The organism is Gabonia massiliensis, from assembly GCF_001403595.1.
Taxonomy (GTDB): Bacteria; Bacteroidota; Bacteroidia; order Bacteroidales; family Coprobacteraceae; genus Coprobacter; species Coprobacter secundus.
In genome coordinates this window covers 1,215,867-1,234,254 of the sequence record NZ_LN877940.1, presented here as the reverse complement: position 1 = coordinate 1,234,254, position 18,388 = coordinate 1,215,867, and the positions used below count along the sequence as shown (strand labels likewise).

The 18,388-nt window shown below is 37.9% G+C and carries 7 protein-coding genes; 5 read left to right on the top strand and 2 right to left on the bottom strand.

The annotated features are described in order from the left end of the window. Positions 1-639 precede the first annotated feature (639 nt). From BN2628_RS14710 to BN2628_RS14685, 5 genes are all read left to right on the top strand, one after another. Positions 640-3,981, top strand: a complete 3,342-nt coding sequence (locus BN2628_RS14710; RefSeq protein WP_052431480.1) for a SusC/RagA family TonB-linked outer membrane protein — start codon at positions 640-642, stop codon at positions 3,979-3,981. Between the two features lie 21 nt (positions 3,982-4,002). Then, the gene (locus tag BN2628_RS14705) at positions 4,003-5,793 is read left to right on the top strand and encodes a SusD/RagB family nutrient-binding outer membrane lipoprotein (protein ID WP_044227530.1); all 1,791 of its coding nucleotides are present in this window, start codon (positions 4,003-4,005) and stop codon (positions 5,791-5,793) included. 80 nt (positions 5,794-5,873) lie between these two features. Then, positions 5,874-8,900, top strand: a complete 3,027-nt coding sequence (locus BN2628_RS14700; protein WP_044227532.1) for an endo-beta-N-acetylglucosaminidase — start codon at positions 5,874-5,876, stop codon at positions 8,898-8,900. Between the two features lie 209 nt (positions 8,901-9,109). Beyond that, a complete protein-coding gene (locus tag BN2628_RS14695) occupies positions 9,110-10,291 on the top strand; it encodes a MalY/PatB family protein (protein ID WP_055098644.1) in 1,182 nt (393 codons plus the stop codon). Positions 10,292-11,268: 977 nt separating this feature from the next. Then, positions 11,269-14,148, top strand: a complete 2,880-nt coding sequence (locus tag BN2628_RS14685) for a two-component regulator propeller domain-containing protein (RefSeq protein WP_257606504.1) — start codon at positions 11,269-11,271, stop codon at positions 14,146-14,148. Between the two features lie 72 nt (positions 14,149-14,220). Here the strand turns inward: BN2628_RS14685 and BN2628_RS14680 are convergent, their stop codons facing one another. Both BN2628_RS14680 and ccsA read right to left on the bottom strand, forming a co-directional pair. Continuing rightward, positions 14,221-15,303 carry a phosphotransferase enzyme family protein gene (locus tag BN2628_RS14680; protein WP_055098643.1) on the bottom strand — a complete coding sequence of 361 codons (1,083 nt, stop codon included), beginning with the start codon at positions 15,301-15,303 and terminating at the stop codon, positions 14,221-14,223. Positions 15,304-15,419: 116 nt separating this feature from the next. Next, positions 15,420-18,113 carry a cytochrome c biogenesis protein gene (gene ccsA / locus BN2628_RS14675; RefSeq protein ID WP_055098548.1) on the bottom strand — a complete coding sequence of 898 codons (2,694 nt, stop codon included), beginning with the start codon at positions 18,111-18,113 and terminating at the stop codon, positions 15,420-15,422. Positions 18,114-18,388: the final 275 nt, after the last annotated feature.

Sequence of the window (18,388 nt, the reverse complement as noted above, 5' to 3'; positions counted from 1 at the left end):
TATTTATATATAAAGCATTATATATTATAATATATATAATAAACTGTATTTTTTTATTCATCTGCAAAATCATAAAAAATTCACATTTCTCTACAAGTATTTTTTGGATAATAGATAACCTTAAACCCCTTTACTTATAGCCATATATATAAAACATTGACTACATAAACATATAAGGGCATTTTTAAAAGAATACTCACTGATTTGCAACAAAAAATCATAAATTAACTAAGTTAATTATTACTAAATAATATATGCATATTATTTTTTTTATCGTTCTTAAATATATATTTGTAACAAATTTAAAAATAGAACGTGATTATTAAAAAGTAATTGAAAAATATATTTAATCAGAAATCATCAAATATCGTGAACTAAAAACACATAATACCTATGGCATGATTCAAACATTCAAAACAACTTTTATTCATCTCTCTTTATCACTATCGAGAAATGCTAATATTAAAACAATTCAATAAAAATATTACAAAAAAATAATCTATACTAAAAACAAGAAATTACAAAACTCTTTTTTATTCGGAAAATTTCCAAAGACACATTGACATTCAAAGGGTTCTTATGTCAATAGTTGTTAAACACAAAATGAATGAACCCCTTAATAATTTATTAAATAAACTTATGAAAAAACTTTTACTCGGACCGCATCAGTCGATCCTATTACTTGTTTTTCCCATATTTTTAATTTTCACCTCATGGCAACATGCTATAGCCAATGATGTTGTGGCAGGCATACAGAGTTCCCAACAAAAAAAGACCATTGTAAAAGGTGTGGTAAAAGACGAAAAAGGCGAGCCTCTAATCGGTGTGAGTATTGCCTTGAAAAATTCTACACAAGGCACTATGACCGATATAGATGGCAACTATAGTATTTCCATCGAAACCGAAAATCCGGAACTGATATTCTCATACATTGGATATACCTCACAAACTGTTGTTGTCAATGGCAGAACAGAAATCAATATCACTCTGAGAGAAGAAAGCCATGTACTAAACGAAGTAGTTGTAACTGCTATGGGTATCATGCGTAAAGAAAAATCTCTTACCTATGCTACACAACAAATCAAAAGTGAAGACTTAAATAAAGTACAGGACCCGAACGTCGCCAATTCCATAGAGGGAAAAGTATCCGGAGTAGTGATTACTCCAAGTGCCGGTGGTGCCGGTGGTGCATCTAAAATCATCCTTCGGGGTAATAAATCTATTTTAGGGTCCAGCACTCCACTGATTGTTGTCGATGGTGTTCCTATGACAAATAGTACTCGTAATCAATTAGATATGAATAGCGGAGCAAATCTGACCTACGCAAGCTCCGCAGAAGGCTCTGACCCACTTTCCATGATCAATCCGGACGATATCGAATCTATCAACGTACTGAAAGGTGCCAATGCCGCTGCACTCTATGGTTCGGCAGCAGCCAATGGAGTCGTAATGATAACCACCAAAAAAGGTAAGGAAGGTAAACTCGCCATTAATTTCTCTTCTAATCTTACTTTTGATACCCCCCTTTTAACTCCGAATATCCAAAACATTTATGGAGCTTCTGTTACCTCTTTATCTGGTATTGGAGACCAGCTCTCGGTAGACAGCTGGGGTAATAAAGTAGCCTCCAGAAGCGCTGATAACTTAATCATAAACGTACCGATGGACGAAGACAAATTTGGAGGGGGTACTCGCGAAGTACATTTACGTAACAGTGCAGGAAATGACTTGGATGATTTCTACCGCACCGGTCTTACCACCAACAACTCCATCGCTTTATCAGGAGGTACTGAGAAAATACAGACCTATTTCTCGTTTGGAAATTCTCATGCAAACGGTATGTTAGAAAACAATACATATAATCGAAACTCCTTTGCATTACGTCAAAGCTACGAATTCTTCAAACGCCTTCATTTCAATGTAAACATGAATTACGTACAGACAGTCACGCGAAACCGTCCGGGAGGTGGTACTGTACTCAACCCTATCTATCATATGTATACCATGCCGCGTAATATAGACATAGACTATTACCGGAATAACTATGTCAAAAACGGAAATTGGAATAGTGAACTACAAAGTCTGTATGTTTTGAACCAAGGTGTATACCAATGGACTCAACAACGCGTGGCCCTCTCCGGCCCTATGCAAAACTGGGCCTATATGGAAAGCATGCAAAACAATCCTTATTGGTTGATGAACCAAAACAGAGGGAAACAGACCGAAGACCGCTTTTACGGGACAGTAACCGGCCGTGCAGATATCTATGATGGTTTGAGTTTCCAGGCTCGTGTCAGTATCGACCATACCAAATACACAAACGACAGTCGCCGTTACGCCACGACATTCAATCCTTCCGGAATGGAAGACTACGGTCGGTATTGGAAAGACATATCCAAATCAGAAGAGATATATACCGATTATTTATTAAGCTACAATAAAGATATCAAAGATTTTTCGGTATCGGCAACCGCAGGTTGGGTAGGCCACGTTATCAAAGGTGAAATTCAAAAAACTGACGTAGTAGCTACCTATATAGACCCAAATAAAAGAATGCTCTCAGACCGTATCAACCTGTTTGAGACAAATGCCGGAGGTTCGGGTGCCACGACAACTACCCTTTCTTCCAACTGGGATAAGGCAGCCCTTTTTACAGCTCAATTAGGATGGAAAGATATGGTATATATTGATGGTTCTTACCGTCGCGACTGGTATCGCGCCTACAAACAATTCGAAGACAGGGGTACTCCCGACAATTATGGGTATTTCGGCGTGGGTGCTAATGCCATCGTCAGCTCTATTGTTAAACTGCCCGAGTGGTTCAACTATATGAAATATCGTCTTTCCTATTCCGAAGTGGGTAACTCCATTCCGAATATCGTTTACGCCAAAGGCTCGGAAAATCTTCAAACTGGAACGATATCTCAAAGTACATTCGCTCGTTTTGCAAATCCATTGCCCGAAAAGACCAAATCATTCGAAACCGGTCTCGAAATGTTATTCTTCAACAACAACTTGAATGTAGACCTTACATATTACAATTCCAAAATGCAAGACCTCTATATGCTGGCAACCAATGCATCCGGATTGTCTGAACCTGTCAACTCAGGAAAAGTACGCAATCAAGGTATCGAAGCTACTGTAGGTTACAATTTCTGGTTCGGTAAAAATTGGAGTTGGAAAACTGCATATAATGTATCGTTCAATGACAACAAAATACTCGAGACTTCTTATGAAAAGGATGGCAGTGAAAAACTTATCTATCAAGATGTTGCCGGTGTACGCGTTCGTTACCGGAAGGGCGGGTCTATCGGAGATATGTATGTCACCGACTTCAAACGTGACGAAAACGGACATTATGTACTCTCTTCCAGCGGTAAAACCCAGATGGAAACAGAAGCTAATAAGATGTATACCATCTATGCGGGCAATATGAACTCAAAATGGCAAATGGGTTGGAGTAACACTATCAAGTTCAAAGACTTTACACTCTTTTTCCTTATCAACGGACGTATTGGCGGTAAAGTAATTTCACTCACCGAAGCCTATCTTGACAACCTCGGTCTTTCTAAACGTACTGCCGACGCTCGCATGAATGCTGAAGCAAATAATATTGTAGCAACCGGATACGGTTCTCAAGATGAAGCCGGCATGGTCCTACCGGACGGTAGCGGACGGATAGTACCCATCAAAGCCTATTACCAAAGTATCGGTGGTACACCCAACCCTTCACAATATATCTATAATGGTACCAATTTCCGCTTACGCGAACTTTCTTTAGGATATACTTTCCGTAATCTGTTGGGTGAAAACAAGAATCTAACATTATCATTCATTGGGCGGAACCTGTTCTTTATCTATAAAGACTGTCCTACCGACCCGGATGTTTCACTCTCTACAACAAACGGATTAGGCGCATTTGAACTATTCAACATGCCTACATCTCGTTCTTACGGATTTTCGTTGAACATTAATTTTTAAACATTAAAGTCTGACTATTTTATGAAAAAATCAAAAATATTCTATGCTCTTTTCTGCTCGATAGCCGTTTTGGGCTTTCAATCATGCTTAGATTATGATATACCCTCCGACGAATTTAGCCAAACTGAAGTAAAAACCGATGACACAATTTATCAAGGTGAGGCTGACAATATCGACTACACAAAAGAAATTACAAAAGAAGGTTTGGAAGAAGCTATTCAAGCTTTAACAACACCATTACGCCAAGCCAAAGGCGGCCAGTATGCTTTACGTGGAGGGAAAGACGGAAATTTACCGGTATCGCACTCTTACCAAAGGCAATATTCTTTGGGACCCGATAATTATGCCCAATTTGCCGTAGTTCCTCATTATGATTTTATGTATGGTACTCTTAATCATATATATGACGTAAGTAAAGATTTCAACCCGGGACCCTTTTCCTGCTATGAAATCTCAAAAAATGCATTCGTTCCATTGCTCAACCGGCCGGAAATAGACTCTATACCGGAGATGAAAGCGGTTTACCTGCTTTTATTCAACTACGCATCGCAAGAGGTTGCCGACCTATATGGCCCCTTCCCCTATGTCGATTATAAAGCAAACAAAACGGACGCCCCCTTTACCTACAATGACTTGCGTACCATATATGTGAATATAGAAGCCAATATAGACACAATTTTGAAATGCTTCCACTATTTCGAACAAAAACCCGATTGGTACAAACAGACTGTACAGGCTCAACTGAACAGAAATCTCAGCGACTGGACCGAAGGCAAATCGGGAAATATGGATACATGGATTCGATTTGCAAACTCATTCAAATTGCGTTTGGCCATGCACATTATCAAAGCGGACTACAATATGGCAAAGAAATGGGCAGAAGAAGCTGTAGAAGGTGGTGTCATTGAAGATATTTCTCAAGAAATCGTTCTCAAACCTTTCAATTCAGGTTTCGACCATCCCCTTATGCAAATCTCAGATACATGGGGAGATACCCGCCTAAGCGCATCATTCGAAAGCATACTGAAAAGTTTAAACCATCCATATGCCGATTATTTATTCTCAAAAAACAGCAATCCGATTGTAAACTCCAAAACTGGGGAAGTCACTGCTGCCAATACTCGTCTTGTAGGAATCCGGGAAGGGATAGAACCCGGACAAGGCCAAAGTGTCGGAACAAACTCCTACATCGCCTACAGCAAAATAAGCCCAGAGAGATTAGGAGCATTCGGTGTACCCTTGTACCTGATGAAATTATCTGAAGTAGATTTCCTACGCGCCGAAGGAGCATTACATGGATGGAACATGGGCGGTTCAGAATCATTTTTCTACAATCGAGGTATCGACTATGCCTATTTGGAAGACAGGAATGTCGGTTCTCCCGAATATACAAACGCTTTGGAAACGTACAAAAATCTTGAAAACGCAGTAGATTATACCTATGTCGACCCACAAGGAATAACCGATGATATGCCGAGCGTAACGAAAATAGGAGTAAAATGGAATGACGGAGATTCACCCGAAGTGAAACTCGAAAAAATTATTACTCAGAAATATATCGCTGCGTATCCATACAGCTATGAACCGTGGGTAGACATGCGCCGTACCGGCTATCCTAAAGTATTCCCGGTTCTGAATCCAGGTAATGGAGATGGTTCCCTGAAAGCAGGAGACCTAATCCGCCGTATGCCATTCCCGAATACCGATGATGCTTCTATCCAAGATATTCAAACTACCGGATTGAAAGCTTTGGGAGGTTCCGACCTTCAGGCTACCCGTTTGTGGTGGGATGTAAATACCCCTAATTTCTGAAAATAAAACTCGGAATAGAATCTTGCCTGCAGGCAGGATTCTATTCTTCCAAATCAATAACTAAATTAAATAATTTGCTTATGAAAAAAAGACACACTCTCGCTATGTGGGCTATGGCATGTTGCGCAGCCATAGGTACACCCAATGTGGCACTGTCTCAAGAATTGTCACCGACCGCAACATCCGAAGTATATGACTTCTCCGGATTCGTCGATGTACAATTGATGGAACTGTTCTACAATGCACACGTAGATGGACGCAAATACCCGACCGAAGAAGAGTTCAGAGCCAAAGGAATCCTCCCTTCTGACATCGCATTTATACGCTCACACGTGCGTAAAGCCCAGATTATGGACCGCAGCGACCGTATCATCCCCGATACGTACGAAAAACGCGACCTTTGGATGAACATCCCTATGAGTACCGGTAAAGACGGAGCCGTAGGCCAGCCTTCGACCAACTTTGCCGACGATGTCTTTTCCATGTGGAACTATACCAACTTGTTCGGCTCATGGAACCACAGTTTCTTTACGGCTCCCGGGGCTTGGGTAGATGCAGCTCACAAAAACGGTACTAACATTATGAGTGGTATCAAATTTTTTGATACCACGGGTAACCCTGGTGGTGTTGGTGCCGGAGACTGGATGGACATCATCACGTCCAAAAATGAAGACGGTACCTTTAAATATGTAAAACCGATGATCAACTGCCTGATGTTCTTCGGAGCAGACGGTATAAACTATAACTGGGAAGATTCTGGATATGGCGATGAAGATATTATAGCATTCCATAAAGCGTTGCATAAAGAGGCAGCAGCCTGTGGTTTCGACAATTTCCAATTAGGGATTTATACTTCTGCTTCAGGACTAAATACCGGAAATGTCAATTCCCTATTCGGTAATGAAGAAGGACGAACCGCACACACGATGCTTAATTATGCCGCTTCCGATTTCTCCTATCAAATGGCAAACTCGGTAAGAGTTGCAGAAAATGCCATGGGAACGTCTGAAGGACTATATGCCGGTGTATGGATTGTATCTATGGACCGTTCATGGACCCGTCTGAATGCTGATGAAGATTCCAAAAGATGCGGTGTATGCCTTTGGGGAGAACATAATACAAGCCGATTCTGGTCTTATAACTCCGGAGCAGACGCTTATGATGCACAAAGCAACTACCAAGCCCTGCTCGAACGTGCATTCTCCGGTGGTAACCGTAACCCGTTGAATCGTCCAGAAATTAGCAATACCGGAAATAATTGGGAAAAAGAAGGAGATAAATTACCTCTCTCCACATTTGCAGGACTGGCTACCTGGATTCCAGAACGTTCGGCCATCCAAGGAAACCTGCCTTTTGCAACCTATTTCAACTTAGGTAACGGTGACCGTTACAATTATAAAGGTAAAAAAACAGCCGGACCATGGTACAATATGGGTAACCAAGACCGTGTACCGACCTACCGTTGGCTGGTAACCCAAAGCGGAACAGAAACTGTAAGCTCAGACGTTCAACCGGAATTTTCTCATGACGATGCCTATACGGGAGGCTCTTGCCTGAAACTTACCGGAAAAGCTACTTCTGCAGGAACCGATATCGTTCTCTTCAAAACCAATCTTACAGCCAGCTCGACTGGAGCTTATGCCAGTGTTGCTGTAAAGAGCGGAAAAGAAGGAAGCAATGAAACCAACCTTTATGTTATCCTGAAAAAGAAAGACGGCAGTTGGGTTGAAGCCCCTGTAGGAACAACTACAAGTAAAAACTGGGAAGAAAAGAAAATCGACCTTTCCGGAATTGCACAAGGAGATGTTATCGAACGTATCGGTTTACGTGTAAAAGGCTCTGACGAGAATTACAAGCTCTATGTAGGTAAACTCGAAATCAATGATAATGTAAAAACTGTTCCTTCAAATATAACAGACCTTATGGTCGAAGTTAAAGAAGAAACAAAAACTTCTCTTTCCATTAAAGTAAACTGGAACGTCGATAAAGCTGCAGAAGAGCGTGCTGATTGGGATCTCCTTTTCAACGATGAAGCTAATATTGACCATTTTGAAGTCCTTTATAAAAACGGAGAAGAAGGCAGGGTATCTGAAATAGCACGTACTACCCAATGGGCTACTTATGTAGGCGATATCACATTTGAAAGCGTCGACGACCAACCATTCATCGGTGTGCGTGCTGTTTCTACCGATTTGAAAACATACTCTCCGGTAGAATGGGTAGAAATAACCCGTGCTGCACAAGATGCCTTACCCAATAAAGAAGAGAACACCTACGGCATAAGCCAGATGGACCCGAATTGCGAAGGTGCAGATATTGCCCGTCAACAACGTTACGTAACCGATTTTACGACAACCGGTGCTACTGAAAATATCAATTATCACGCTGACGGACCACAAGCTGACGGTACACAATATGTAAATGCCACAGATATGATTCTGAAAGTAGAACAAGGCCAACAAGTGACTCTTACCATCAAATGTGCCGATTTCTCCGACGGATTGAAATACTGCTTTGCCGGTGGTTGGATGGACTTGGATGGCAGCGGAACTTTCCAGCCAGATCCTATCGAGGATAATCCTGCCGCAGGTGAACGTCTGTTCCGCGTAGGAAATATACGTGCAGCTACACCTGAATTCCAAACAACAGGTATCACCCATACATTTACTGTACCGGCAGATGCACGCCCAGGCAAGAGCCGCTTGCGTATCGTATTCTCCGATGCATGGTTCGAAGGTTCTTTCTTGCCGACAGGTCTCCACGCAAAAGGTTTCTCTATCGACTTCGGTGTAGAAATTACAGGTAACAACGAACCACGTCCTCTGCCCGCTGATAATCATGACCAAGGTATAGCAGACGAACCCGATGGTTTGGACGATGTAGTCAGCATCGAAAAAGTAAACAGTGAAATATCGAGCTTCTATGTTGCCAACGATATGATTAATTTCAAGAATGTAGACAACGCTTGGATTTACAATGTTAACGGTGGTATCGTTAAATATCTGACCAATCCAAGTAGCGTTAGCATAGCAGACCTTGCAAACGGAGTATACATTGTCAGAATGCAAAATAATAACGTTATCCGTTCAGGTAAATTCATAAAATAAACAAGTAAAAAAACAATTCTGAAGATTTGAATTCTTCAGACCCTATCACTTCTTACCCAAGTTTTCACTTTATTTGAAAACTTGGGTAAGTTTTTATGTCATCCATCCACTCAATTATATCCTCAAAAAATATTCGGATACACTGATTTTACATACATTTGTAAATCCGAAAACAATTTTTTACTATAAAAAAACAAAAGCAGGCAATCATGAAATATAATTTTGATGAAATAGTTGACCGACATCACACCGAAGCACTAAAAATAGAAGCGCTAAAAAGCCGTTGGGGACGTGAAGACCTTATCCCCTTATGGGTAGCCGATATGGATTTTAAAACTCCTCCATTCATAATGGAGATGATACGTAAAAGATGCGAACATAAAATATTGGGATATACTGTCAAACCTGATGAATATTATAAAGCCATCTGTAACTGGCTGAAAAAAAGATATAATTGGGATATCTCGACACAATGGATTAGTTTTTGTTCGGGTATCGTCCCGGGCATCACTTTCGCTATACAGAGCCTGACACAGCCCGGAGATAAAATTCTGATACAACCACCTGTATACCACCCTTTTAAGTGGATAATCGAACAAAATAACCGTACTGCTGTCTGCAATCCATTATTACTTGAAAACGGGCAATACAAAATGAATATTGACCATTTTAGAAAGGCGGTCAAAAACTGTAAACTTTTCATTCTTTGTAATCCGCATAACCCCGGAGGACGAGTATGGTCTAAAGAAGAACTCAAAATTATTGCCGACATTTGCTATGAAAACAAAACCATCGTAATATCAGACGAAATACATGCAGACCTGACCCTTCCATCTTATAAACATACCCCTTTTGCTAAAGTCTGCGAAAAAGCACAGACAAATTCGGTCATATTCATGGCTCCCAGTAAAGCTTTCAATACTGCCGGACTATCCAGTTCATATTGCATTATCGAAAATGAAAACATCCGTCAAAAATTCAGAAGATATATAGAAGGAGGAGAATTAGGAGAAGGACATCTCTTTGCCTATATTCCGGTAGTCAGTGCATATAATGAACAGGGAGAAGAATGGCTAAATCAAGTACTTGAATATATATATAGTAATGTCGAATTCATAGACAATTATCTGCAAAAGAATATGCCTCATATAAAAGCCATTCGACCTCAAGCATCATTTCTGATATTCTTAGATTGCCGAGAACTTCACTTGTCCCAAGACAAATTAGTAGACTTTTTTGTTGATAAAGCACATCTGGCATTAAACGATGGCAGTATGTTCGGCAAAGAAGGAATAGGATTCATGCGTCTAAATATAGGTTGTCCGAAAAAAACACTTGAACAAGCTATGTCACAACTAAAAACGGCATATGATAACCTACACAATGTGTAGGTTATCATTATAGCTTCTCAGCCAAAAGTTATAACAACCGGCTCACATTAGTTATATAACCTACTTTTGACATACCGGTTTCTCTAATTGCTTCACAACTTCCACCGTTCCTTTCCTACAAAAATTATAAAAAATAAATACATCTATTCTACAATTGCACCAATATCCCCCAATTGTACACAAACAATTTTATCCCATGACATCATTTTAACAGCAAAAATCTGAAAATAACCGTTTTTTTGATACCTATTTATAAAAGTACCATTTTTCCAAAACTACAAAATCAAAATATTGAACTCTATTACACTTATAATCTACATTTTAATCCTGATTTTGACATATCTTATAGGCTGTCGTCTAAATTTTACTCGAACCAGGTTTGTGAAAATTTCTTTCATGGATGCTTTTCTGCTTTTACAAGGAAAATAGCAAGTTATCTGAAGAGTGAAAATTCGGACAGATTCTTTTTTTAATAACAACTAAAAACATACAAAAAAATCGATGAAGAAAAAACTCCAACTTTTGAGTTTATCTTTCCTCTTTCTGACAAGTTGTTCACAATCAACTCAAAACGGCCAGAAAAGCAATATGATTGAACATGATATAGATATTGCTTCACAACAAATCGGACACCAAGTAGAAGTTATCCAAAGGTCCGGAAAAATTCTGAATTCTCGTACTATTAAAATCCAGTACATTTCCAACGATGACTGGGCCATTAGACAGGCTCTAAGATTGTAACAGTAAACATATCAAAAACAAATATTTTCATAAAAATTAAACAGATGCTGAAACTGAGATAGTATAAAATCTGTTTTTTCTATAAAAAAATACTATATTTGTCTATAGCTTGTAGAGATTACCTAAAATGGAATACCTATAAAAATTGAAATAAACTGAAAATTTTATCTCATAGGCCGATTTACAATCAAAGTACTCTTACATTCATGGCTTTGTATTATAAAATATGCATCTGTTTGATAACCTGCATCACCGTTTTCATTCCGGTGAAAGCAACCCAACTCGGCATAGAATATTTCAGACTAAATAATCAACTACCCTCCACTTCAATTCAATGTATCACCCAAGATAAAGAAGGGCTTATCTGGTTCGGAACCAATGAATGGGCAGCATGGTACGACGGTTATACCCTTCAAAGATTATCAACTGTAGAATTACATAACAACTTATCCCCAAAAATATATTGTTTACAAAATGACAAATATGATAATATGTGGATAGGAACTACTAACGGAGCCTACCGTTACAATAAAAAAAATAGATTAGTAGAACAATATCGCCCTGACCCGAACAATAAACTTGATAAAAGCAGAATTATATACAGTATTGCTCTCTCCCCTGACAAACAGATATATTTAGGCACTCGAAACGGTGTTTTCATTTATAATGAAAATAAAAATTCATTAGAACTTTTCCCTTTATTTGCCCACCATAAAGAATTTAATGAAGCAATCAAGAGCGAACGTATAGCAAAAAAAATATATTTCGATAAGACAGGGCTACTATGGATTGGGACAGAAGGTAATGGACTCGTCATGATAAATATAAAAGAACAATCCCAATCTCACTATAAGTTTGACCCCAATAATATAAACAGTATTCCCAGTAATTTTATCCAAAACATATACGAAGACAGATTCGGAAATCTATGGATCGCGACCAATGAAGGATTTGCCTTATATAAAAGAGAGCAGGATTGTTTTGTAAGTTATCAGTCGACAGGAATAAAAAGGCCGGTAACATCAATTGTCGATGACGGAAACAAGTCCCTCATCATCGGTACAGATAATGGCATAGCCATATACGAACGTACTAAACATATTGTAAATTGGTTACAAAATAATCCTACAAATAATCTCAATAGCCTGCTCAGTAATAATGTAAGCACTTTATATAAAGACCGTTCTGGCGTCATCTGGATAGGAACCTCCAATGGTGTTTGTAAACTATCTGAAAAAGGAAATATCTATCTATTCAAAAATATACCGGGAGATGAACACTCCCAATCCCATAATACAATCCTCTTTATGCAAGCCGATAGCCATAGAAACGGAATATGGTTAGGTACCGGAGCTCAAGGAATAGATTTTTTTGATATGGATAATCAAATATTTTCCCATTACAATCTTCCCCCAATAGATAATAATACTACCCAATACAATCGGAATCATATACTAACCGGATTATTGACAAAAGAGGGAAAATTGATATTAGGCACAACATCGGCATTATTGAGCTTCGACCCTCAAAACAAAACATTTCAGTCTTTGGCATTTCCTCCAGAACATCAACCATTAAAAGAGGTATACGCCTTATGTGAGTCATCTGATGGAAATTTATGGATATCGGTTCTCGACAAAGGATTATACATGTACAATGCCAAACAAGACAAACTGACGCATATACTTCTCAAAGAAACACCCGAAGATAAACCCGATATTTTTACGAATATCAAAATCATTGTCGAGGATGAAAATCACGATATTTGGATGGCATTTCATCAAGGAGGTATAGCCTGTTATAACTCTCAATCAGGAAAAACAGAATTTTATACACAAGAAAATACCCATGGACTGTTACCGGATAATTTAATTTGGGGAATTCAAAACTTAAATCATAACAGATTAGGTATTGCTACAGCTTCAGGTATTACATTTTTCGATTTAAAGAACAGAAAATTTGTCCTCGACAAAAAAATAAATAAAATTATCAATGGTGCCGTAACATCCATATTACAAGAGAAAAACGGAAAAATTTGGTTAGGTAGTGAACATGGAATCTTTTCCGTCCTTCCTTCTCCCAATAATGATATTATCCGATATTCGGAAATGGACGGATTGCAAGGTAACATTTTCTTTTATCAAGTGAAAGCTCAATTAGGTCCCTATCTATTTTTCGGAGGTGATAACGGGTTCAACATGATTGATACCAAAAAAAATATAAAATACACCTATATTCCCATTCCCGCTATTATATCCATCCGTAATGGAAATAAACTTTTCCGAATCCAAGAATTAGACTCTGAGAAAAATATACCTCTTCTGAAATTAACAACAAAAGACAAAGACTGCATTATAAATGTCTCAAACTTTTCCTATATCAAAGAATGGAGAAATCGATTCCAATATCAAATAACGCCTTACGACACAACCTGGTACTGGATAGACTTTGGAAAAAATTCAATTAAACTTCCTGCATTATCAAGCGGTAAATATACTCTATTGCTTCGAAGTTCAAATACCGAGGGAAAATGGAGTAATGAAAAAGAAGTTCTTAAAATTGACATAACATCTATCTGGACAACCATTGCCTTAGTAACGTTATTATTAATCATTACTCTTTTGGCAACATTTTATCTACTAAATCTGAAATATCCTAAGTTTTATAAAAAATATAACAAGTTTAAAAACAAGAATAAAACAAAAATATTAAAAATACCTCAACTCAATATCATGCTCCCGAAACTACCGGATAATAAAACAAAAAAAATCATTGATGCTCTAATTTCCTCTATGGAAAACGACCATATATATACTAATAAACGATTAAATAAAGCTCAACTGGCGACATTAATCAACCTATCTGAATCTCAACTTTCCCAGATATTAAAAGAATTTTTTGGAAAAGGATTTAATGATTTTGTAAACTATTACCGAGTAGAAGCTGTCAAAAGAAAATTGCAAGCTCCCCAATACAAAGAGTATACTCTTTTAGGCATAGGAGAAGAATGCGGATTTAATTCCAAAACATCATTTTACCGCGTATTTAAAGAAATGACCGGTATTACACCCACCGAATATATTGAACAAATAAACAAAGACCGGAAACAAGAATAAGATAATAAATCCGGAAATGTTGTTTATTTGATAAACAACATTTCCGGATTTATAAGAAGCTGTCATTGTATCTCACATCAATCCGTTTATATAATCAAGCATCTCGGCCTCATGAGTCTCTATACTCTGTAATAATTTAAATTGAGCCAATGAACGTTGCCAATTATGCTCAGGGAATTTTATCTTATAATAGCAATCGCCGTCAAGATAATCAGTCAGAAATCGAACAGTTTGCATATATGTCAACAACTTTGCTCCATAAGGCAAATTTTCGACTTCAACAGGTAACAAAAATGACTTTGCACTTTCAATATATCCCTTGGCAAAAGATTTGAATATATCCATATTCAAATTCACATTATCCAAATTTGCATCATCTTCTGCCCCTGTATTCCCAGCCGTACGAATAAAATCTCCAAAATCCGATAATACATACCCCGGCATCGTAGTATCCAAATCTATTACACATAAAACTTTACCATTCTCATCAAAAAGCATATTGTTAACCTTAGTATCACAATGCGTTATGCGCTTAGGCAATATACCTTCTCTATGCAACCTCTCTGCCTTACACATTTCATCTGCACGCACCAATAACTCGTCTACCAACCCTTGCGCTTTCTCCAAACGTCCGGCCTTATTATTTTTTATTGATTCTTTAAACGTTTCCAAACGAAATTCCATATTATGGAACTTCGGTATAGTCTCACCCAATTGCTGAGGTATATCCACCAACATTGACTGAAAATCGCCAAATGCTTTTCCCGTATAATACGCAAACTCAGGATTGACGGTCTCAAAAGTTTTGGATTTGGGTATCAATACTGAAATTCTCCAATAGCTCTCCCCGTCAAAATAATACATCTTGCCATCTTTTGCCGGAATAAACCGAAGAGCTTTACGCTTAATATCAGTTTCTCCTCTTTCTTGCAATTTTTTCCGAATATGTTCTGTTACATTCACAACATTTCTCTGAAGGAGATCGACATCTTTAAAAATAGAATGATTGATACGTTGTAAAACATAATCATCTGTATCGGATGAAACTGTTGCAACCCGGTATGTATCATTTATCAAACCGGCCCCCATAGGCTCAATCACATCAACCGTTCCATCAATACTAAAATGTGACACAATGTCGTGTAAATTATTCATGATATCAAGTATTTTATATATAATAATCTAAATAAATCGCAAAATAAGAATATTTCAGAGAATAATCAAAACAAACATTTAAAAAGAAATTTCAAATCTAAGAAAATTTGTTCATTCTAATTCATTTTTTCTTTTTTACCGGCGACAATAGCAACAACAGCAATCACCAAATAAACAAACCAGATAATATTCAAAGCCGGAGGCATCTCTGTCCTACCATAAGAATGTAAACCTGACAAATAGTAATTTACTCCAAAATATGTCATCCATACCGACAACATTGCGACGACCGACATACAACTAAAAGCAAATGCAGAAGACAGAATCGGCAAAAAACGACTATGTAAAATAAATGCATAAATAATCAGTGTAATCAATGCCCATGTTTCTTTAGGATCCCACCCCCAATAACGTCCCCATGATTCATTAGCCCATACAGCTCCTAAAAATATTCCAGCTGACAAAAGAGCTACTCCAATATATAATGACATCTCATTTATAATACGAAGTTCCCGAATACCGCCATTCCATAGTAACAAATTGTCTGATTTTCTGAAAGCCATCAGAATCAAAGATAAAAATCCTATCAGAAAACTCATCCCGAAAAAACCATAACTGGCTGTAATAACCGCAACATGTATCATCAACCAATATGACTTCAACACCGGAACCAAAGGGGTTATTTCAGGATCCATCCAATTCAAGTGTGCTACAAAAAGAATAACTCCCGCAAAAAACAAAGCTAAGGATAAAACAACTTGCGAACGTTTCAAAAATAACAATCCGGCAAATGCCGTAGACCATCCAATATATACCATCGACTCATATGCATTCGCCCAAGGTGCCTGCCCTGAGATATACCATCGTAAAGCAATACCAAAAGTCAATCCCCCAAAAGTTATACAAGCCAAAACTATTAATATTCTCAACACTGACTTCCACCGATATCGATTTAATATCCGATACAAAGATATTCCCAACAAAAGAAGTCCCAAACTTATAAACAAAAAAGCCGATACTTCAAAAATCTTTATTTTATTATATAACAGTTCGGCATGAATACGAGAATCTGATATCTGTATTGCTCCCCCTTTTGCCTTCTGGTATATTCTAATCATTCCTATTATTTCCTTTGCTTTTCCCCACTCTCCCGACAACACTGCAGCATTACTTTCTTCTGCAAACCATAGTAAAACCTTTGCTATAAACAAAGAATCGGCCCCTGATAATCCCCGTAAATCATCACCCGCTGAAATCCAATGGTTCCTCCCATCTGACACTCCGGGAAATAAAGGCAACATCCGTCCCTGCTGCAACGAAAATATGATATTTATTTTTTCATCCAATTTCAAAATATCTTTTTCCATTCGGGAACGTTCTTTCTCTGATTTGGAATAAGCAGCCTGGACCTTCTCTGCTAATTTATATTGCCCTGAAGCATTGAACGCATCAAAAAAAGCTATATAATTACCCGATGTTCCTAATAGTTGGTGTAATTCAAGAGATGTCTGTCGAATAAATGGAACCCGATTCCATATATCGGGCCGGAATATAATTCCTAAAAATACTTGTACAGCAGAATATCCATCGTAACTATCCGATTTGGAAATTTTACGCAGCACAGCCCGTGCATAAGTATCCACANCCTGTAACTCTGCCCACGAATGACAGACAGCCTCCGGTAACACAAATTTATCGACCTCTGCCATTACATTTCCCTCCGCTTTCAATACCGGCAAATTCGAAAAAAATAAGAATATGACAACAACCAAAGACTTATTCTTTGACAGTAGACCCAATTGCCTACCTAACTCCCGAAACCGAGAATTACGTTCAAACATCATTCCCAAAATACCAATCAATAAAAACAAATAACCCAAATAAGAAACAAGTGTCCCAAATTGATCTTTATTTACTGACAATACAGAACCTTTTTCATCTCTATCATAAGAAGTTTGGTATAATCGGTATCCTTGTTCACTTACTACTCGATTCATATAAACAGTCTCTTCTTTACTCCATTCTGGCGTTATAATCGTCAAATCACTTTCATAAGATGAGGGACTCTCTGAGCCTGGATAACGCACCAATCGAAAATCATTTAATTTTACACTAAATGGGAGTTTCATGTATATTGCTCCATATGATAAGTCTAATGATAAATTCTCTATTTCCAAACTAACCGGTTCTCCTACATTTCCAGCCCTACCGGGAACCTCCATAATTGTATCGCAAGTAGAAGTAACTACACGAAAATGAAGAATATCAACACCAGATATATCTTGATGTGCTCCCAATAGAGAAATATTAAAAAAACCACCGTCAAAAGTATGACATTCTGAAAAAGAAGTTGAGAATAAAGGATTTATATCCAATCGATGAAAAATACTAAAACTTTGTCCCGCACACATGCCCTTACAATTCAAATAAGTGTCACGTGTCAACATCTCTCTCGTCATCTTGCCTTCCCTTAAATGGATACTACCCTCTATCCCGCTGATTGCCGTTATCCAAGCCCCTGCCAATATCCAGACAAAAGCCAGATGAAACAACAAAGTACCATATTTTTTGCGTTGACATAATTTAACGGTAAATGCTATGGACAAAAAATTGATCACCATTAACAATTGCAACAAATAAAACCATGTACTATTATACACTGCTACTCGAGCCGAAACACGACCCCAACAACTCTCTATCCAAGTAGCGGCAGCTAACGATATTACATATAAAGACAGCAATATCGCCATTGTACGATAAGAAGAAAAAAAGAACTTTAAATAAGCATATAAACGGATAAAGATTTTCATGAAAAAATTATTTCTACAAATATAAAACAGTAATTATTAATAAGAAACCTTATCCTCTGTTTTTTATTGATAGGTATGTAATACTCACGTACAATCAAAATAAAAGATACAGCCTACTCTGCTGCGTCTTGGAAATAGCAACACAAACCAATTCTCTTACTGTGCCCCCTTATCTCCTCTCAAAAAGGGAAAATAGCAACCTTCTCAAAAGTGACATGTCCTCAGTGAAAAAGCTGTAATTTTGCTCCTTTCCCCCGAAAGGAATAATATATAAA